The sequence below is a fragment of the Caulobacter sp. Root487D2Y genome (assembly GCF_001427165.1).
Taxonomy (GTDB): Bacteria; Pseudomonadota; Alphaproteobacteria; order Caulobacterales; family Caulobacteraceae; genus Caulobacter.
In genome coordinates, this window is record NZ_LMFD01000001.1 from 1,161,587 (window position 1) to 1,181,004 (window position 19,418).

12 protein-coding genes are annotated in these 19,418 nt (G+C 69.8%); 4 read left to right on the top strand and 8 right to left on the bottom strand.

Translation table 11 applies throughout. From position 1 onward, the window contains the following. The first annotated feature begins 139 nt into the window (after positions 1 to 139). Positions 140 to 2,191, top strand: coding sequence for a glycoside hydrolase family 97 protein (locus ASD38_RS05190; RefSeq protein WP_082560669.1), 2,052 nt, complete (start codon positions 140 to 142; stop codon positions 2,189 to 2,191). 91 nt (positions 2,192 to 2,282) lie between these two features. On the opposite strand, the gene galA is transcribed toward ASD38_RS05190, so the two are convergent. Continuing rightward, complete coding sequence (galA, locus tag ASD38_RS05195; protein WP_056458152.1) at positions 2,283 to 4,784, bottom strand: beta-galactosidase GalA; 2,502 nt, start codon at positions 4,782 to 4,784, stop codon at positions 2,283 to 2,285. A 146-nt stretch (positions 4,785 to 4,930) separates the two neighbouring features. Then, complete coding sequence (locus tag ASD38_RS05200; protein ID WP_056458155.1) at positions 4,931 to 7,591, bottom strand: TonB-dependent receptor; 2,661 nt, start codon at positions 7,589 to 7,591, stop codon at positions 4,931 to 4,933. A gap of 311 nt (positions 7,592 to 7,902) precedes the next feature. Between ASD38_RS05200 and ASD38_RS05205 the strand changes: the two genes are divergently transcribed. The 3 genes from ASD38_RS05205 to ASD38_RS05215 all read left to right on the top strand — a co-directional run bounded on the left by ASD38_RS05205 (position 7,903) and on the right by ASD38_RS05215 (position 10,336). Beyond that, positions 7,903 to 8,610 carry a DUF899 family protein gene (locus ASD38_RS05205; protein WP_056435009.1) on the top strand — a complete coding sequence of 236 codons (708 nt, stop codon included), beginning with the start codon at positions 7,903 to 7,905 and terminating at the stop codon, positions 8,608 to 8,610. Positions 8,611 to 8,768: 158 nt separating this feature from the next. Next, entirely contained in the window at positions 8,769 to 9,131 is a 363-nt protein-coding gene (locus ASD38_RS05210) for a BlaI/MecI/CopY family transcriptional regulator (protein WP_056458157.1), read from the top strand. Beyond that, on the top strand, positions 9,128 to 10,336 hold the full coding sequence (locus ASD38_RS05215) for a TonB family protein (protein WP_056458159.1): 1,209 nt from the start codon (positions 9,128 to 9,130) through the stop codon (positions 10,334 to 10,336). Before ASD38_RS05210 ends, ASD38_RS05215 begins: the two co-directional genes overlap by 4 nt. Positions 10,337 to 10,387: 51 nt before the next feature. Here ASD38_RS05215 and ASD38_RS05220 read toward each other — a convergent pair whose 3' ends face one another. The 6 genes from ASD38_RS05220 to ASD38_RS05245 form a co-directional block, all read right to left on the bottom strand. Further along, the gene (locus ASD38_RS05220; protein ID WP_056458162.1) at positions 10,388 to 11,758 is read right to left on the bottom strand and encodes a glycoside hydrolase family 53 protein; all 1,371 of its coding nucleotides are present in this window, start codon (positions 11,756 to 11,758) and stop codon (positions 10,388 to 10,390) included. A gap of 233 nt (positions 11,759 to 11,991) precedes the next feature. Next, complete coding sequence (locus ASD38_RS05225; RefSeq protein ID WP_056458164.1) at positions 11,992 to 14,313, bottom strand: acyl-CoA dehydrogenase; 2,322 nt, start codon at positions 14,311 to 14,313, stop codon at positions 11,992 to 11,994. Positions 14,314 to 14,394: 81 nt separating this feature from the next. Next, positions 14,395 to 16,158, bottom strand: a complete 1,764-nt coding sequence (locus tag ASD38_RS05230) for a chloride channel protein (RefSeq protein ID WP_056434998.1) — start codon at positions 16,156 to 16,158, stop codon at positions 14,395 to 14,397. 219 nt (positions 16,159 to 16,377) lie between these two features. Then, positions 16,378 to 17,244 (bottom strand): SMP-30/gluconolactonase/LRE family protein, encoded by an 867-nt coding sequence (locus tag ASD38_RS05235; RefSeq protein ID WP_056458308.1) that lies wholly within the window; start codon positions 17,242 to 17,244, stop codon positions 16,378 to 16,380. 94 nt (positions 17,245 to 17,338) lie between these two features. Further along, on the bottom strand, positions 17,339 to 17,851 hold the full coding sequence (locus tag ASD38_RS05240) for a methylated-DNA--[protein]-cysteine S-methyltransferase (protein ID WP_082560670.1): 513 nt from the start codon (positions 17,849 to 17,851) through the stop codon (positions 17,339 to 17,341). After that, a complete protein-coding gene (locus ASD38_RS05245) occupies positions 17,841 to 19,364 on the bottom strand; it encodes a DNA-3-methyladenine glycosylase 2 (protein WP_056458311.1) in 1,524 nt (507 codons plus the stop codon). The genes ASD38_RS05240 and ASD38_RS05245 overlap by 11 nt, the downstream gene beginning before the upstream one ends. Between the last annotated feature and the right edge of the window lie 54 nt (positions 19,365 to 19,418).

The window sequence follows — 19,418 nt, forward strand, 5'->3', positions numbered from 1 at the left end:
GCCGCTCATTCTCCCTTTTCGCCGTCCCTGACCGGGCGGTGGGACAGATCCTCCCCTGCGTCTCGGTTTTGGCCTGCGAAGCCGAGACGCCCTTTTTCCTTCTGACGCCCCATTTCCTTCTGACGAAAGAGACCGTTCGATGATGTTGCGAACCCCGGCCCTGTTCGGCGCCTTGCTCGGCGCCCTGGCCGCCCCGGCTGTCGCGGCCGCCGCTGATCGCGAGTGCGCCCAGTCGCCGGGCAAGGTGATCGAGGTCTGCGTGTTCACCCGGGACGGCGGGGCCTTCTACGAGGTGTCGCGCGGCGGCAAACCGGTGCTGGCGCCCGCCCCGCTGGGCCTGACCTTCGCCGGCGAACCCGCCGCCCGGATCACTGGCCTGACCGCCGCCAGGCGCGACGCGTCCGACACCACCTGGGAGCAGCCCTGGGGCGAGCAGCGGACGATCCGCGACAACCACGCGGAGCTGACCGTCTCCCTGGCCGGCGACACGGCCCTGAACAAGACCTTCGACGTCACCTTCCGGTTGTTCGACGACGGCCTGGGCTTCCGCTACGCCTATGGCGCCATCCCGGCCGGCGCGAGCGTCGCCGTCACCGACGAGCGCACCGCCTTCAAGCCGGTCGGGGCGTATGACGCCTGGTGGTACGAGGGCCTGGGCCAGGAGCGCGACGAGTACCTCTACAAGCAGACCGACGCCCGCCGGATCACCCTGGCCGAGACGCCCCTGACCCTGAAGCGCACCGACGCGCCCAAACAAGGAGAGGGGGGCCTCTACCTGTCGTTCCACGAGGCGGCCCTGGTCGACTTCCCCAGCATGCTGCTGGCCGGCGACGGGGCGGGAACGCTGAAGGCCCGACTGATGCCGTGGCAGGACGGGACCCTGGCCAAGAAGACCGGCCCCTTCACCACCCCCTGGCGCACGGTGCTGATCGGCGAGACCGCCGGCGCCCTGGCCGACAGCCGCATCGAGCTGAACCTCAACGAGCCCAGCAAGATCGCCGACACCTCGTGGATCAAGCCGGGCAAGTACGTCGGCATCTGGTGGGAGATGCACCTGGAGAAGTCCACCTGGGGCAGCGGTCCCAAGCACGGAGCGACCACGGCCAACACCAAGCGCTACATGGACTTCGCGGCCAAGTACGGCTTCGACGGCGTGTTGGTCGAGGGCTGGAACGAGGGCTGGGACGGCGACTGGATCGCCAACGGCGACAAGTTCAGCTTCACCAAGGCCTATCCGGACTTCGACCTCAAAGGCGTCACCGACTACGGCAAGGCCAAGGGCGTCAAGCTGATCGGCCACAACGAGACGGCCGGCGCCGTCCCCAACTACGAGGCCCAGCTGGAAGACGCGATGAAGCTGTATGAAAGCGTCGGCATCTCGCAGGTGAAGACCGGCTATGTCCGCCACAGCGGCACGATCCTGGACCAGCAGGGCGAGAAGCAGTGGTTCGCCGGCCAGTACATGGTGCGCCATAACCTGCGCGTGGCCGAGGTCGCGGCCCGCCATCACGTCTCGATCGACGCCCACGAGCCGGTCAAGGACACCGGCCTGCGCCGCACCTGGCCCAACATGCTCGCTCGTGAAGGCGCGCGGGGCCAGGAGTTCAACGCCTGGGGCGACCCGACCAACCCGCCCGAGCACACGGTGATCCTGCCGTTCACCCGAATGCTGGCCGGACCGATGGACTTCACGCCGGGGATCTTCGACGTGGTGCACGGCAAGGCCGACCTGACCCGCCGCGGCCAGTCGACCCTGGCGGTGCAGCTGGCGCTGTACGTGGTGCTGTACAGCCCGATCCAGATGGCGGCCGACCTGCCGGAGAACTACGAGGCGCGTCCCGACGCCTTCCAGTTCATCCGCGACGTGCCCACCGACTGGGAGGTCTCCAAGACCCTGCAGGGCGAGATCGGCGACTACATCGTCGTGGCCCGTCAGTCGCGCGGCGGCAAGGACTGGTTCCTGGGCGCCCTGACCGACGAGACCGCCCGCAAGCTGACCCAGAAGCTGGACTTCCTGGCCCCCGGCAAACGCTACGAAGCCCAGATCTACGCCGACGGCCCGGGCGCCAATTACGTGACCAACACCACGGCGCTGGCGATCTCCAAGAAGGTGGTGACCAGCAAGGACAGCCTGGACCTCGACATGGCCCCCGGCGGCGGGACGGCGGTGCGGTTCAGAGCGCTGGACTAGCGTTCGGGTACTGACGGGGACACACACTCACCCCACGACCTCGCCAGGCTTTCCCGACGCGGTGGGATGAGTGTGTGTCCCCAACAGCGCGCTAATCGCCCACCGCCACGCTCACCGTGCTCGCCTTCAGCCCCGGCGCCGAGGCAGTCACCCTCAACTCGCCCGCCTGACCGCGCCGTGTACGGACGATGGCCTGGGCCAGCCCGTTGAAGGCCTTCCTCTGGCTGGCCAGGTCGGACTCGTGGCTAGTCGGATCGCCGTTGCCGACGCCGATCACCTGGCCCGGACCGCTGAGCGTGAACGAGATCAGATCGTCGGCGCGGGGAACCGACCGGCCCTTGGCGTCCAGCACCTCGACCTTGAGGATCGCCACGTCCTGGCCGTCGGCGGCGACCCGCGAGCGATCGGCGGTCAGGCGCAGGGCGGCGGCGGGGCCAGCGGTCTCGCGGCGTTCGCGCAGGATCACCTTGCCCGCCTTGTAGCCGTGGGCTTCGATCACGCCGGGGGCGTAGGGGACCGACCACTCGACGTGGTGGTTCGGAACCACGTCGCGAACGCCCTGGCTCTTGCCGTTCAGGAACAGCTCGACCTTGTCGCAGTTGCTGTGCGCCCAGACCGCGATCGGTTGGCCCTCGCGGCCTTCCCAGTTCCAATGCGGCAGCAGGTGCAGCAGCGGCTCGGGCCGCCACCAGGCGCGGTAGTAGTAATAATTGTCCTTCGGGAAGCCGCAGGTGTCGAGCGCGCCGAAGTGCGAGCTGACGCTGGGCCAGCGGTTGAAGGGCGTGGGCTCGCCGCGATAGTCGAAGCCAGTCCAGATGAAGCCGCCGGCCATCCACGGGCGGTCGGCCGCGTGGCTCCACCACTTCTCGGCCGTGGTCGCCCACCAGGGGTGCTCGGTGTCGTAGGCGGGGACGTAAGCCTTGGCGTCGTCGCGGGCGTATTCGCCGCGCGTGGACACGGTGCTGGCGCTCTCGGTGCCGATCACCGGCACGTGCGGGAACCTGGCGTGGAAGTCGTCCATCTTCTCGTGGCGATAGTTGAAGCCCTGGACGTCGATGACAGCGCTGATGCCCTCGCCGAAGCCCTGGTCCATGGCGGCGATGACCAGGCGACTGGGGTCCAGGCGATTGACCAGCCGCTTCATGGTGGCCGCCACCTTGGCGCCGCGGGCCGTGGCCTGCTGGGGCTCCTCGTTGCCGATCGACCAGAGGATCACCGACGGATGGTTGCGGTCGCGGCGGACCAGGCGTTCTAGCTCGTCCATCGAGGTCGGGTCGCTGGACATCCGGCGGGTCTCGTCGATCACGACGATGCCCAGGCGGTCGCAGGCGTCCAACAGCTCGGGCGTCGGCGGATTGTGCGAGGCGCGATAGGCGTTGCACCCCATGCTCTTCAGCTGTTCCAGCCGCCAGACCTGCAGGGCGTCGGGAATGGCCGCGCCCACCCCCGCGTGGTCCTGGTGGTTGCAGGTCCCCTTCAGCTTCACGGACGCTCCGTTCAACAGGAAGCCCTTGTCGGCGTCGAAGACGACCGAGCGGACGCCGAACCGGGTGACATAACGGTCCACGACCGCGCCGCCGACCTTGACCTCGGTGACCAGGCTGTAGAGGTGCGGGTTTTCCAGCGTCCACGGGACGGGGCTGGGCAGGGTCACGGTCAGCGACAGCGACTGGCGCTCCCAGGCCGGCAGGCGGCCCGGCGCGGCGGCGGGCGTCAGCACCGGCCTGCCGGCGGCGTCGAGCACGGTGTGCAGCAGTTCGAACTCGGCGCGGGCGTCGCCCTCGTTGACCAGGTCGGTGTCGATCGACAGCGTCCCGTCGACCCTGGCGCGCACGAACACGCCCCACTGCGGCACGTGGACCGGGGCGGTCTTGACCAGCCAGACGTGGCGATAGAGGCCCGCGCCCTCGTAGAACCAGCCCTCGCCCAGGCTGGCGTCGACTCGGACCACCAGGCTGTTGTCGCCGCCGACATTGGCGATGTCGGTGATGTCGACGCGGAAGGGCGAATAGCCGCTGTCCTCGCGCTCGAGGATGTAGCCGTTGACGATCACCAGGGCGTCGCGGAAGGCGCCGTCGAACTCGATCGACAGCCGCTTGCCGGCGTCGGCGGCGGGCAGGGCGAAGGTCTTGCGGTACCAGCCGATGCTGGTCTCGGGAAACTCGCGGCCCAGGGGCTTGTAGCCGTGGGCGGCGCGCGGGTCCCCGTCATCGGGCTTGCCCGAGGGGACATAGGCTGGGTTGTCGACGAAGGGCAGTTCGACGGCCCAATCGTGGGGCAGGGTGACCGGCGCCCAGGCGCCGGCGTCGAAGTCCAGCTCGGCCGGGGCGGCGGTTCTGCCGGCCTTGGCGTAGGTTCCCTGGTTGGCCCCGAAGCCGAAGTCGCGGGCCGGGTCCTGGGCGTGGCCCAGCTTGAAGCGCCAGTCGAAGTCCAGCGACAGGCGCTCGCGCGGGGCCAGGTCGACGGCGGGAAGCGCGGGGACGGGCGGGGCGGCCGCCGGCCTCGCGGCGGCGCGGGTCGACGAAGCGGCGGCCGCCAGGGCGGCGGCGCCGGCGGTGGCGGCCAGGGCTTGGCGGCGGCTGAAGTCGACCATGAAGTCCTCACGCGGAAAGTAAAAAAGGGGAGGAAGCGGCGCTTCCTCCCCAGTCGCAGGATCATCGGGGAGGGTGATGAATCCCAGCTTGGCGAGACAAGCTCGCCGCCGCCACCCCTCGCAGGACCAAGGAGTGGCGGAAAGGGCTAGAACTTCAGGGTCAGGTCGACCAGGAAGCGACGGCCGTAGACGTCGTAGCGCCCGATTCGGTTGGGATCGTTGTCGCGGTACATCCGCAGTTCCTCGTTGGTCAGGTTGTTGACCTGGAAGCGGACGGTGGCGTGGTCGTTGAAGCTGTAGGCCGAGCTGAAGTCGAGGGTCTTCTCGCTCTCCAGGGTCTGCAGGTCCGAGCCGTTCCAGCCGTAAATCACGGTCATCGGGCTGTGGTACTTCCAGCCCAGGCGCGCCTCGATCGGGCCGTTGGCGTACCACAGGTCGACCGTCGCGGTGTGGTCGGCCAGGCCGGTCATGGTCAGCGGGTTGTTGGCCGGCGAGAACTCCTTCAGGTCGGAGTCGACATAGGCGTAGTTCGAATAGATCCCGAACTTGTCGAAGCCGCTGGGCAGGAAGAAGAACGGCGTCTGGAAGGTCAGTTCCAGGCCCTGGATGTAGCCGTCGCCGCCGTTGGCGGGGCTGGCCACGGTGTAGGTCTGGCTGCCGAACGTGACCGGGCTCTGCTTCCAGCCGATGTAGGAGTCGACGGCCTTGTAGTAGTAGGACGCGGCGAACAGGGCCTCGGGACGGAAGTACCACTCGGCCGAGGCGTCCAGCTGCCAGGCCTCGAACGGCTTCAGGTGCGGGTTGCCGGCGCTGCCCGTCCAGGGCGCCCAGTTGGCCAGGGTGCGGCTGGCCCGCAACTCGTCCAGCGGCGGCCGGGCGATGACCTTGGCCAGGCCCAGGCGGAACACCTTGCCGTCGCCGAAGTCGAACTTGGCGTTCGCCGAGGGCAGGAGGTCGGTGTAGTCGTCGTCCACCGTCACGGCCTTGAAGGCGCCGGCGGTGTCCTGCTGCATGCCGTCGCTGCTGGTTTCGGTGTGGACCAGGCGGACGCCGACATTGCCGGTCGCCCAGGCGCCGCCGAAGCTGTCGGCGGCGAAGTTCAGCTTGCCGTAGCCTTCGTAGACCTTCTCGTTGACGCTCCAGCGGTCACCCAGGCTTTCCGTCGCGTTCGACAGGGCGAAGGCGTTGGGGGCGTAGGCGATCGCGGCGATCTTGTCGATGTCGCCGGTCAGGACGGCCGGGATGTTGGCGCCGTCGTCGAGCTTGTAGGTGGTCAGCAGGCCGGCCGGCACGGTCGCGCCGGTCGCCGAGGGAGCGAAGCTGAACCGGGTGTGGTCCTTGGTGCGGTCCGAAGCCCGGGCGCCGAACTGCAGGCTCTTGACGACGCCCTCGCCGAGGTCGCGCGTGAAGTCCAGGGTCGCGGCCTTCAGCTCGTCGTTCAGGTGCTCGGGGCCGTCATGCGAACCGGCCAGGTCGGCCGTCTGGCTCAGGCCGAGGCTGTCCTGGCTGGTGGTGATGGTCGGGGTCTTGCCCTCGCGCCAGTCGAAGCTGGTCCAGGCCGGCCAGGCCTCGAAGCGCACGGCCTTCCAGGTGTTGGTCCGCTCGGCCTTCGAGTAGGAGGCGTCGGCCGCGACGGTCCACTGGTCGCTGGTCCACTTGCCGTTCACGCCGCCGGCGAACAGCTCCTTGTCCTCGGAGTACTTGGCCAGCACGGTCTGGACCGAGCTGAAGGGCAGGGTGGCGGCCACCACGGTGTTGTTGACCAGGGTGAACGACGCGCCGGCCGCGTGATAGTCGGCGTCGTTCCAGCCGGTGTTCGTGCCGTCGCCCCGGTTCCAGTTGCCCCAGTTGTTGGCGCCCCAGACGGTCTGGTCCTGGACCTCGGTGATCTCGATCTTCGAATAGAGGACGTCGGCCTTCAGCTCGAAGGTGTCGGTGGGCCGATACTGCAGGCCGCCCGAGACGCCGGTGCGCTTCTGGTCGATGCGGCTGATCGATTCCTGCGCCCCCCACGGCGTGTAGTCGACCTTGCCGTCGCGGTTCAGGTCGCTGCTGTAGTCGCTGGCGCCGGCCGGCGGGCGGGCGTCGGAGTCGTTGTAGCCCCAGCCCTGGAACGAGCCGTAGCCGTTCTTCTGCTTCTGCGAGGTCAGGCCCAGCACGAAGGCGAGGTCGTCATTGACCCTGTGCACCCAAGAGCCCGAGGCGCGGTAGCCGGTGGTGTCGTAGTTGGGAATGTCCTTGCCGCCGTCGTAATAGACCGGGCCGGCGCGGAGCACGAATTCGGGGCCCTTGTAGTCGAGCGGGGCGATCGTATCGATGTTGATGGTCGCGGCCACGCCGCCGGCGATCAGGTCGGCCGACTGCGACTTGTAGACCTGGACGCCCGAGACGACTTCCGACGGATAGATTTCCCAGCGGACGTTGCGGTCGGGTTCGGACGAGGCGACTTCGCGGCCGTTGACGGTGCCCAGCACCAGGCGGGCGCCCAGGCCGCGCACGACGGCCTGGCTGTCGTTGCCGCGGTCGCGGGTGGCGTTGACGCCCGGCAGGCGGGCGATGGACTCGGCGATGGTGACGTCGGGCAGGACGCCGATGTCCTTGGCCGAGATGGCCTCGACCACCTTGTCGGAGCCGCGCTTCACGTCCAGGGCCTCGCGCAGGCTCTTGCGCACGCCGGTGACGACGACTTCGTCGACCTGCTGGGCGCTGGAATCGGCTTGGGCGGCGGGCGTCGTTTGCGCGTGGGCGCCGGCGGCGGCCATCAGGGCCAGACCGCTGGCGGCGGCGAGCAGCTTGTAATGAGACATGTGTGTTCCCCCAGGGACGACGGCGCCGCGTTCGTGGCGACGCGGCTGCTCAGTGTTTGTGATGCGGTGAACTCGCCGGCGCGAAAAAGGGCGGCCGGTGGAGGTGGGCGCGAGGTTCGCGCCGGCGCGCTTCTGGCGAGCGCTCCCGTCCCAGCGTCGAGCACCGGGCGGAATTGCTATTTATCATATCAATCACACATGACAAGTCTGGCCACGTCGAAGGCGGTGAAACCGTGGCAAAAAGGCCGCTTGGAGAACCCGGCGTCGCCTTCAGGGGTTATGATGGCGCACCCCACATGGAGGTCGCCCTCATGGACGCCCGCGTCACCCTCACCCCCGCCGTCGAGCTTGCCGCGCGAAGCCCGGTGCGGTTCCCCAACGAAAGTCCAGAATACCGCGCCGCCCGCACGGCCCTGCTGGCCGAGGAGCTGGAGCTGCGCCGCCACCTCGAGCGCGTGGCCGAACAGCGCCGCGCCCTGCCGCTGGGCGGGGCGGTGACGGGCGACTACCGGTTCGAGGGCGAGGAAGGGTCCGTCGACTTCGCCGGCCTGTTCCGCGACAAGCAGACCCTGGGCGTCTACAGCTTCATGTTCGGCCCCCAGCGCGAGCGGCCCTGTCCGATGTGCACGGCGCTGCTGGGACCGCTGGACGCCAACGCCGCCGACCTGGACCAGCGGATGTCGCTGGCGGTGGTGGCCCGCTCGCCGCTCGACAGACTTGTCGCTTTCAAGAAGGAACGGGGCTGGCGCAACCTGCGGCTCTACACCGACCTGAACGGGAACTATTCGCGCGACTATTTCGGCCTGCTGCCGAACGGCGACGAGATCCCGGCCTACAATGTCTTCACCCGCCAGGACGGAACGATCCGCCACTTCTGGTCCGGCGAGATGACCGGCGACAGCGCCGACCCCGGCCAGGACCCGCGCGGCGCCCCGGACCTGGTGCCGCTGTGGAACTTCCTGGACATGACGCCGGAGGGGCGCGGCGGCGATTGGTACCCGAGCCTGGAATACAAGTAAGGGCCTCCTCCACACGGCTGTCCTGGGTCCCGGACAGCCTCTCCGAGGCTTCCGGGATGACAACCTGCGTTTGCGCGCATCGTCTTTGAGCGCCTGTTGACAATCACGATGACAAACGTCAACGTCAGATCGTTGACGTTTGTCATCGTGAGGTCGTCATGAAGATCAGCACCGCCGAAAGCGTCGTCATGGAGGCGCTATGGAAGCGCAGCCCCCTGACCTCCGAAGCCATCATCGGCGAGGTCGGCGAGCCGCAGGGCTGGACCGAGGGAACCGTGAAGGTGCTGATCAGTCGCCTTCTGAAGAAGAAGGCCATCACCGCCACGGCGGACGGGCGGCGCTATCTCTATTCGCCGGCGATCTCCCGCCAGGCCTATGTCCAGTCCGAAAGCCAGGGCCTGCTGGACCGGCTGTTCGACGGCCGCCTGGCTCCGCTGGTCAGCCACCTTTCCGACGGCGACAAGCTCAGCGATCAGGACATCGCCGAGCTGAAGGCCCTGATCGAGAAGATCGGCAAATGAGCGCCCTGATCCTCGCCGCGCTGCTGCGCGCCAACTTCGCCCTCGTGGCCGCCATTCTGGTGGTCCTGATCCTGCGCCGCCCCGTGCGCGCCCGCTTCGGCGCCCTGGCCGCCTACGTCCTGTGGCTGGTCGCACCGGTCTGCCTGGCGGCCAGTTTCCTGCCTGCCCACGCGCCGTCCCAGGCCCTGGCGCCGGTGACGACCCTGGCCCTGGCCGCCGCCAAGAGCGCCGCGCCCCTGGTCCACCGCGCGCCGGTCCTGCCGGGGCTGATCATCGCCGTCTGGATGGCGGGAGCCGTCGTGGCGCTGGGCGTGCTGATCGTGCGCCAGAAACGTTTCGTGGCCTCGCTGGGGCCGCTGACCCCGTCGCAGGCCGACAGCGGCCTGCTGCTCGCCGCGCGCCTGGATGTCGGGCCCGCCGTGATTGGGGTCCTGAGGCCCCGCATCGTGGCGCCCGGCGACTTCGAGCAGCGCTTCGCGGGCGCGGCCCGCCGGGTGGTGCTGACCCACGAGCGCGTGCACCTGGAGCGCGGCGACGCCGCGATCAACGCCCTGGCCGCCGCCCTGCGCTGCCTGTGCTGGTTCAACCCGCTGGTCCACGTGGCGGTGCGCCGCATGCGGGTCGACCAGGAGATCGCCTGCGACGAGGCCGTCGTGACCCGTCACCCGGATGACCGGCGCGTCTATGCCGAGACCCTGCTCGACACCCTGATGATTTCCCACGCCGTGCCGTTCGGTTGCCATTGGCCGGCGGTCGGTCCCCATCCCCTGAAGGAGAGAGTCGCCATGTTGAATACGCCTTCCGTCTCCCCGGCTCGCAAGGTCTTCGGGGCCGCCCTGATCGGCGGCCTGGCCCTGGTCGGCGCCGGCGCCGTCTGGGCGGCCAATCCGCGGCCGCCGGCTCCGACCATCGTGAAGCCCGATTGGATCGAGAGGCCGACCGGCGCTGACCTGGCGCGTGTCTATCCGGCGGCGGCGGCCAAGGCCGGGCAGGAGGGGCGGGCGGCCATCGGCTGCGAAGTCGCCCGGGACGGGCGCCTGGAGAATTGTGTGATCCGTACGGAAGCGCCGGAGGGGGCCGGTTTCGGCCAGGCCGCCCTCGACCTCACCCCCAGCTTCCAGATGAGCCCAACCACGCTCGACGGCCATCCGGTGGGCGGCGGTCGCGTGGTCATTCCGATCCGCTTCATGGTTCCCGCGAAATAGAAGCCGTCGGTCCGGTCATCCTGTCGCCGCCGGGATGACCGGACCGAGCATCTACTCCTCCACCCGCACCACGCTGGCTCTCCGCCCCACCGTCGCCGTCACGGCCGGCGCATCCGCCACCCCAGCCGCCGTCGCCGCCGTGGCCACCGTCACCGAGGTCCCCGGCATGAGGCGCGTGCGGTAGACGAAGGCGTCGCCCTCCCGGACCATCGGACGGGGCCCGACGCCGCCCAGGAAGTCGCCGTCGATGAAGGCGGCCTCGCCCGAAACCTTGGCCTTGAACGTCACCTCGACCGGCAGGACATAGGCGTGCTTCAGCCAGCCCTCGGCGCTGTGCAGGGCCTGGCCCTTGAAGTCGAACACCGCCGCGTTCTCCCAGTTGGAGCCCTTGCCCCAGCGGGTGCCGCAGGTCTTGGTCGAGAGCCAGGACGGCTCCCAGTAGAAGACGCCCGTTCCGCCGCTGGCCAGCACCAGCTGGGTCAGGTCGACCAGGTAACTCTCCTGGCCGGCCGGGGTGGCCGGATAGCCGGCGATCAGCGAGTCCGCGCCCAGCAGGTTGGGCGAGCTGTCGGCGTTGTCGGTGGTGAACGGATAGGCCGTCTCGACCACCAGCACGTCGGCCGCGTAGGCGTGGCGCAGGCGGTTGATGGTCGCGCCCAGCTCCGCTATCGAGCGTTTGGACCACTTGCTGTAGTAGCTGACGCCGATGATGTCGTAGTCGGTGACGCCCGCCTTGGTCGCGGCGGCGAACCAGGGCTCGACGTTCTCGGGCTGGGCGATGTGCAGCATCACCCGGGGCTTGGTCCCGGTCTCGCGGCCGGCGTCGCGCACGGCCTTGATCCCGGCGTTGAACAGCAGGGCGTTGCGGTCCCAGTGGATGGGCTCCTTGGCCTTGGCCAGGCTGGAGACGATCTCGCCGTTGGTCTCGTTGCCCACCTGCACCAGCTCGGGCGTCAGGCCCTCGCGGTTCAACGCGACCAGGGTGTCGTGGGTGAAGGCGTACAGCGCCTTGGCCTGGTCGGGCGTGGAGAGTTTCGCCCAGGCCTTGGGGGCGATCTGCTTGTCGCCGTCGGCCCAGTCGTCGGAATAATGGAAGTCGAGCAGCACCTGCATGCCGGCGTCCTTGGCCCGCCGGATGCTGCGCTTGACGTCGGCCAGGTTGGAATACTTCGTCCAGTCCGGATCGTTCCAGATGCGGATCCGCGCCACGTTGGCGCCGGCCGACTTGAAGAACCGGAACTGGTCGACCCGCTGGCCGCCGGACGTGTAGACCGCGCCGCAATCGTCCATCTCGTTGGCGTAGGAGATGTCGACGCCCAGATAGATCGGTGGTTCGGCGGCCTGGGCGACACCAGAGGGGACCGCGCTCAGACTCAGCAGACTGGCGGCCATGGCGGCCAGGGTGAAGCGGCTGCCCCGCATGAGGTTCTCTCCCGACGACGCGCCGCGTCGAGGCGGCGGCGGGGAAGGTGGTTGCAATTATATTATAAATCAAGCGGAGAGTTTTGAACCCTCTCCCTGTGGGGGAGGTGTCGCCCGAAGGGCGACGGTGGGGGGAGTGATCGGCAGGCAGGTGCAGCCCGGATCAACGATCTAAAACTCCCCCCACCGATCGCTGCGCGATCGCCTCCCCCACAGGGGGAGGGACTGAACGACTACGGCCCCACCCCGCTGAACGTGCGGTGCTCCTCGAGGTCCAGTCGCGGACGCGGCGCGCCGTCGCCCACAGCCGCCGGCGTCGCCGCCCGGACCTCGGCCGCCACTCGCGTCGCCAGTCCGTCGTGGGCGAAGTCGTCGACCGCGATCACCGCCGCCACGGCCTTGTCGGCCGCCTCCAGCGCCGCGATCTCGTCGGCCGTGACCCAGCCGCCCTCGACCCCGTCCTTCCAGTGGCGGATCTTCTGGGCGCGCAGGCGGTCGTGGATCGGCTGGGTGGCGACGACCCGCTCGAAGGCGTCGATCAGCTGGCCGACCGCCTCGTCCTTGCCGCCGACATAGACGTTCTCGATCAGCCGGTCGCGGGTCTCGGACGGCGCCAGCAGCAGCTCGGCGCAGGCGGTGGTCGTGCGGTCCGACGGACCTCGACGATGCCGCCCAAGCGGCAGGATCGCCGCCCGCAGCAACCAGCCGGCCAGTCGGTTGGGCAGGTTGGCGAACACCTCGTCGAAGCGCTGCTCGATGGTGGCGAAGCCGGTGTCCATGCACCATTGCAGCAGCGGGAAATCGGCGTCCTGACGGCCCTCGTCCTCCCAGCGCTTCAGGGCGCCCGACAGGAAATAGAGCTCGGCCAGGACGTCGCCGAGTCGCCCCGACAGCATCTCCTTGCGCTTCAGCGCCCCGCCCAGGGTCAGCAGGGCGATGTCGGACGTCAAGGCGAAGGCCGCGCTGTAGCGGCCCATCCGCTGATAGAACCGGCTGGCCCGGCCGGCGTCCGGCGCGGGCGAGATCAGCCCGCCCGTCCAGCTGCGGCCCCAGGCCCGCAGGCCGGTGCGGACCGCGTGGGCCACGTGTTTCCAGAACACCGCGTCGAACTCGGCCAGGCCCTTGGTCCGATCCGCCTCGCCGATCGCCAGGATCTCCCGCAGCATGAACGGATGGGCCCGGATCGCGCCCTGGCCGAACACCATCAGACTGCGCGTCAGGATATTGGCGCCCTCGACCGTGATGCCCACCGGGATGGCCCGGTATTGCGAGCCCATGTAGTTGCGCGGGCCCTCGATCACCGCCTTGCCGCCGTGCACGTCCATGGCGTCGTTGATGACGATCCGCATGCGTTCGGTGGCGCCCGACTTCAGCAAGGCCGAGATCACCGAGGGATGATGGCCCAGGTCCAGGCCCGTGCAGGTCAGGCGGCGGCCGGCGTCCAGCAGGTAGGCGTTGCCGGCGATGCGGGCCAGGCGCTCCTGCACGCCCTCGAACTTGCCGATCGGCACGTGGAACTGGCTGCGGATCCGGGCGTAGGCGCCGGTGGTCATGGCGCTGAACGCCGCCGCCGCGCCAGACATGGCCGGCAGCGAGATGCCGCGCCCGGCCGCCAGGGCGGTCATCAGCATCATCCAGCCCTGGCCCACGCGCTCGGCGCCGCCGATCACCAGGTCCATCGGGATGAAGACGTCCTTGCCCCAGTTGGGTCCGTTCTGGAACGTCTGGAACGCGGGCAGGTGGCGGCGGCCGATCTCGACCCCCGCCGTGTCGGTGGGCACCAGGGCGCAGGTGATGCCGATGTCCTCGACCTGGCCCAGCAGGTGGTCGGGGTCGCGCAGCTTGAAGGCCAGGCCCAGCACGGTGCAGACCGGTCCCAGGGTGATATAGCGCTTGTGCCAGTTCAGCCGGATGCCAAGCACTTCCTTGCCTTGCCAGGTCCCGTGGCAGACCACGCCCTCGTCGACCATGGCCCCGGCGTCGGACCCGGCCTCGGGGCTGGTCAGGCCGAAGGCGGGCACCTCGCGCCCGTCGGCCAGGCGCGGCAGCCAGTGGTCGCGCTGGGCCTGGGTCCCGAACTTCATGATCAGCTCGCCCGGGCCGAGCGAGTTGGGCACCATCGCCGTCACCGCCGCCGAGGCTGAGCGGGTGGCGATCTTGCGGACGACCTCGGCGTGGCCGTAGGCGGAAAAGCCCAGGCCGCCATATTCCTTCGGGATGATCATGCCGAAGAACTTCTGGCTCTTCAGATAGGCCCAGGTTTCCGGCGACAGGTCGCGGGTCTCCCAGGTCATCGTCCAGTCGTTGACCATGGCGCACAGGGTGTCGACCGGCCCGTCGATGAAGGCCTGCTCGTCCGGCCGCAGCTTGGGCGCGGGGAAGGCCAGCAGTTCGTTCCAGTCCGGATCGCCTGTGAACAGGGCCGCGTCCCACCAAGTGTCGCCGGCGTCGATGGCTTCGCGCTCGGTCTGCGACAGCGCCGGCATCACGCCACGCGCCCATTGCAGGATCGGCCGGGTGATCAGGTCCCGGCGAAAATTGAAACTGCTGGTCATGACGCCACCTCGAACCGCGATGGACATCAAACGCGTCGCGGCGCGGCGGGCTCCGCGCGGGGAGGCGATGAGGGCGCGAAGCTACCCCGCCTCCCCCGTCAGCTCCCGCCGCGCCTTGTCCAGCTCCTCGGCGTAGCGCCGGGTCGCATAGGCTTCGGACAGGATCCCGATCACCTCGCGGTTGACGTCGATCACCGCCAGTTCGTCGGCCTGGGTGTGGTCGAAGGCGCGCATGACCTCCTTGATCGACTGGTCGGCCATCAGGGCGGTGTCGGCATAGAGGGCCAGGGAGGCCACGGCCATCTCGCTGTCGTCGGGATGGGCGTAGGCCAGGGCGGTGCGGACGATGCCGGCGTAGCGGCCGGCGGCGTCCAGGATCACCACCCGCTTGGTCGAGCCCAACGGATAGCGGCGGCGAAACTCGGCCAGGGTGGCCTCGGCGGGGATGGTCTTGGTGTCCTTGCGCATCATCCGGCCGGCGGTCAGGGGGCGCATCCAGCTGACGTCATGGGCGCTACGGATGGTCTCGCCGCGCAGGTGCAGCCGCCAGGTCGAGAACGAGTAGCCGAAGGTCTCGCGCACGATGGCGCTGGCGATCAGCGAGGCCACCAGGGCGGCGGCGGCCACGGTGAAGTCGCCCGTGGCCTCCAGCACCAGGAACGACATGGTGAAGGGGCCGCCGACCACGGCGACGCCAAAGGCCCCCAGGCCGACCAAGGCCGCCACCGTCGGATCCAGCGACGGCAGCCAGGGCACGAACACCGTCAGGGCCGCGAAGATCTGGCCCACCAGCACGCCCAGGAACAGCGACGCGAAGAACAGGCCGCCCCGGAAGCCGAAGCTCAGCGACACCACGCTGGCCAGCGCCTTCATGGCCAGCAGGACCACCAGCATCCGCAGGCCCAGGTCGGCGGTCAGGTTGACGTGCACCGCGCCGTGGCCGGCGGACAGGGTCTGGGGGGTGATCATCGCCATGGCCGCCAGGGCCACGCCGCCGACCATCGGGCGGAAGGTCTTGGGCAGCTTGGTCTTGCCGACCAGTCCTTCGGCCGAGGCCACCAGCCGCATCAGGGCGATGCCGGCGAAGGCGCAGACCACGCCCAGCAGGGCGTAGAGGCCGTAGTCGAACCAGGACTGCACGGCCGGGGTCGAGGTCTTCAGCAGATAGGGCAAGCCGCCCATCCGCCCGGCCACCAGCACCGCGGCTAGGGCGGCGGCGGCCACGGGCGCCAGGTTGGCGACGGTGTAGGCGCCGATGACGATCTCGAACGCGTAGAAGGCCCCGGTCAGGGGCGCGCCGAACGCGGCGGCGATGGCGGCTCCGGCTCCGGCCCCGACCAGGGTCCGCATGTCGGCCCGGCGCAGGTTCAGCCGCTGGCCGGCGAACGAGGCGATCGCCGCCCCGGCCTGGGCGTAGGCGGCCTCCAGCCCGACCGAGGCTCCGACCCCGTTCGACAGCAGGGTCTGGCCGCAGATGAAGGTGCTGTCGCGGATCGACAGGTGGCCGCCATGCAGGGCGTTGGCCTCGACGGGGTCGACCGCCGGCTTGGGCCGGTATGTCAGCCAGGCCCAGCTGGCCACGCCCAGCACCAGGCCTCCGATCGGGATGGCCAGCAGCCGCCAGGGGGCGATCACGCTCTGGGCGCTGAGCCGCTGGTCCATGTCGATGGCGAACAGCAGCATCTGCAGGCCGTGGGCCAGCTTGGCCTGCAGCACCGCCAGCGCTCCGGCCCCGGCCCCGATCAGGGTGGCCACGGCGATCAGCCACAGCTCGCTGGACCGGATCCGCCGCCGCAGCCAGCTGAGCCAGCGCACGGAGGTGGTGGTCGGGAGGGACAGCTGCATGACGCTTAAGGGTTCCGCGGGACGGCGCCATCTTACGGGCTGCGCGGGGCGAGGCAACGCGGGGTGTGCGGTCCTAGCCTGATCGACATTCGGCTTCGGAAGCGAAAACCCCGTCCTTCGACAAGCTCGGGATGAGGTTTTCTACCGCACGGCCTGCACAATGGTCCTCATCCTGAGCTTGTCGAAGGACGAGGACCAAGCACTAGGTTTGATTGTTGCTCAGCCGTAGCTTCGGGCGGCGGCCGGCGCCGGGGCCCGGGCGGTCAGCACCACGCCGGTCCGCGACGGCTGGCCCATGCCCTGGGGCCCACGCCAGTCGGCGGCGACGATGAACAGGGTCGTCCCGTCGGGACCGCCCAGGGCGCAGGAGAAGCAGCCGCGATCGACGTCGACCCGGGCCAGGACCGCGCCGCCCTCGGCGACCCGCACGCAGCGGCGTCCCGGCACGTCGGCGTACCAGACCGCCCCCTCGGCATCGAGGCAGATCCCGTCCGGGTGCCCGTCGACCTCCGCCCAGATTCGCCGGTTCGACAGGCCGCCGTCGGGCATGATGTCGAAGGCGGTCAGGCATTGGCCGTAGGACTCCGCCAGGATCAGGGTCTCGCCGTCGGGGGTGATCGCCATGCCGTTGGGAAACGCCACGCCGTCGGCGACCTGGCGCGCCGCGCCGTCCGGCGTGACCAGGGCGATGATCCCGGTGGTCACCTCGCCGTGCGGGAAGTCGAAGCCGATATTGTTGACATAGGCGTTCCCCCGGCCCTTTCCCGAGGCGACGACGACGATCTCGTTCCAGGGCTTGTCGGATAGGCTCGACAAGTCGGCATGGGACTTCAGCTGGCGGTGCGGGGCCAGCAGCAGCACCTGGCCGGCCGCGCTGATCAGCAGCCGGTCGTCGGGGCGGGGATCGATGCAGAACGGCAGGGCGTCGACCGCGACGATCGTCTCGCGGCAGCCGGCCATGTCGACCGTCAGCAGCTCGCGCGCGCCCCAGTCGCAGACCCACAGCCGGCCGTTCCACCAGCGGGGCGACTCGCCCATCACCAGGCCGTTCAACAGGGTTCGGGCTTCAAGGGCGGGGATGGTCATGGCGTGCTCCTGGCGGGTCATCACCAAGGACGAGGCAGGAGGGCCGATTTCGACAGGGGCGTCGTAATTTCCCTCTCCCGCGGGGGGCGAAGAATCAGGCCTTCACCCCCTCGTGCGCCAGCAGCCAGCGCTTGCGCGCGATCCCGCCGCCGTAGCCGGTCAGGGCGCCGCCGGTTCCGATCACCCGGTGGCAGGGCACGACAACGGCGATCGGGTTGGCGCCGTTGGCCAGGCCCACGGCGCGCACGGCGCGGGGGCGGCCGATCCGTTCGGCCAGGCGGGCATAGCTGGTCGTTTCACCCAACGGAATCTCGACCAGGCCGTTCCAGACCTGGCGCTGGAAGGCCGTGCCGCCGATCGTCCAGGGCACGGCTTTCAGCGCCGTCAGCTCCCCGGCGAAATAGGCGGCCAGCCCGTCGCGCACCGCCGCCGGCGCCGCGCCGGGTTCCACGGCCTGGTCGTGATGATGCAGGCGCAGGGCCCGGGCCAGCCGCAGGGGCTCGTCGTGGAATTCCAGCACCCGCAGCCGCCCTTCGGCGTCGGTGACCACGTCGATCTCGCCGATCGGGGTGGGCAAGACCTCGAGCGTCAGCACTTCAGGCCGCACGCTTGATCTTCCGGACCGGCGGCGCGCCTTCATCCGCCAGCGAGGCCCACAGGTGCAGGGCGGCGTAGGCGCGCCAGGGCCGCCAGGCCTCGGCCCGGGCCAGGAGCTTTTCCGGAGTAGGGCGAACGCCGTCGGCGTCGGCCAGGGCGCGCATCAGGGCGACGTCGGCGGCGGGGAAGGCGTCGGGCTCGCGCAGCTGGCGCATGGCGATGTACTGGGCCGTCCATTCGCCGATGCCGGGCAGGGCGCGCAGGCGGGCGACCATCTCCGTCAGGCTTGCGGTCGGCGACAGCAGGTTCGGATCCCGGGCGATCGCCTCGGCCATGGCCGACAGGCAGCGGATGCGGGCCCCGGGCATCTTCAGGCCCGAAAGGTCGGCGGCGGCCAGGTGCTCGGCCGAGGGGAAGGCGTGGGTCAGGCCCGGCTCGGCCCAGGGTTCGGACAGCGGCTCGCCGTGCGCCGCGACCAGGTCGCCGGCCAGCTTTCGAGCCTGCACGACGGTGATCTGCTGGCCCAGGATCGCCCGCACCGCCAGCTCGAACCCGTCCCAGGCGCCGGGCACCCGCAGGCCGGGCCGCAGGGCCACCTTCCGCGCCAGGTCCGGATCGCGCGACAGCACCTCGCCGATGCCGATCGGATCGGCCGAAAGGTCGAACACCCCCCGCACCCGGGCCAGGATGCGGGGCAGGGCCGAGGGCTTGGGAAACCGCACCGCCACGCTCAGCCGGTCGCCGTCGATCGGCGTCACGGCGAGGGTCCCGGCCGCGCCGTCCAGGGCGATGACCCGGCGATAGACGTTGTTGTCGACCAGCTCGACGCCCGGGATGGCGCGCATGGCCAGGAAGGCCAGCATGCCGTCCCAGTCGTAGGGCGGGCGATAGCGCAGGGTCAGGGAGATGGCTTCTCCCGGGGGCGCCGGCCTGTTGGGAAGGGACTGGGCTTTTCGCCGGCGCAGGGCGGCGGGCGGGCGGTCGTAGAGCTGCTGGAAGGTCTCGTTGAAGCGCCGCACGCTGCCGAAACCGGCGGCCAGGGCCACCTCGCCCATCGGCAGGTCGGTCTCGTGGATCAGCTGCTTGGCCAGCAGCACCCGCCGGGTCTGGGCCACCCCGATAGGCGTGGCGCCCAGATGCTGCAGGAACAGTCGCCGCAGCTGCCGTCCGCCGACCCCGACCCGCTCGGCCAGGGTCTCGACGTCGCCCCCGTTCTCGCAAGAAGAGTCCAGAGCGCCGGCCTCGATCAAGGCCAGGGCGCGCGACACCGTGTTGGACGCCCCGTTCCAGGCCCCCAGCTGCGGCGAGGTCTCGGGCCGGCAGCGCAGGCAGGCCCGGTAGCCGGCCTCCTGGGCCGAGGCGGCGGTGGCGTGGAAGGTGACGTTCTGGCGCAGCGGCGTACGGGCCGGGCACACCGGCCGGCAGTAGACGCCCGTCGTCTTGACGGCCACGAACAGCCGGCCGTCAAAGCGGGCGTCGCGGGTCTGGATGGCGCGGTAGCAAACGTCGGGATCGAGGTCCATGCGCTCGATCATAGCCCCGGGCGGGGTGGTGTCTCGCGGTTTTCGGACGTCGTC

Bases quoted from the DNA above. Each gene is read 5' to 3' on its own strand.
- ASD38_RS05220 (WP_056458162.1), bottom strand. From the start codon at position 11,758: ATGCGGGGCAGCCGCTTCACCCTGGCCGCCATGGCCGCCAGTCTGCTG.
- ASD38_RS05205 (WP_056435009.1), top strand. From the start codon at position 7,903: ATGGACGCCCGCGTCACCCTCACCCCCGCCGTCGAGCTTGCCGCGCGA.
- ASD38_RS05210 (WP_056458157.1), top strand. From the start codon at position 8,769: ATGAAGATCAGCACCGCCGAAAGCGTCGTCATGGAGGCGCTATGGAAG.
- ASD38_RS05245 (WP_056458311.1), bottom strand. From the start codon at position 19,364: ATGGACCTCGATCCCGACGTTTGCTACCGCGCCATCCAGACCCGCGAC.
- ASD38_RS05235 (WP_056458308.1), bottom strand. From the start codon at position 17,244: ATGACCATCCCCGCCCTTGAAGCCCGAACCCTGTTGAACGGCCTGGTG.
- ASD38_RS05190 (WP_082560669.1), top strand. From the start codon at position 140: ATGATGTTGCGAACCCCGGCCCTGTTCGGCGCCTTGCTCGGCGCCCTG.
- galA (WP_056458152.1), bottom strand. From the start codon at position 4,784: ATGGTCGACTTCAGCCGCCGCCAAGCCCTGGCCGCCACCGCCGGCGCC.
- ASD38_RS05230 (WP_056434998.1), bottom strand. From the start codon at position 16,158: ATGCAGCTGTCCCTCCCGACCACCACCTCCGTGCGCTGGCTCAGCTGG.
- ASD38_RS05200 (WP_056458155.1), bottom strand. From the start codon at position 7,591: ATGTCTCATTACAAGCTGCTCGCCGCCGCCAGCGGTCTGGCCCTGATG.
- ASD38_RS05225 (WP_056458164.1), bottom strand. From the start codon at position 14,313: ATGACCAGCAGTTTCAATTTTCGCCGGGACCTGATCACCCGGCCGATC.
- ASD38_RS05215 (WP_056458159.1), top strand. From the start codon at position 9,128: ATGAGCGCCCTGATCCTCGCCGCGCTGCTGCGCGCCAACTTCGCCCTC.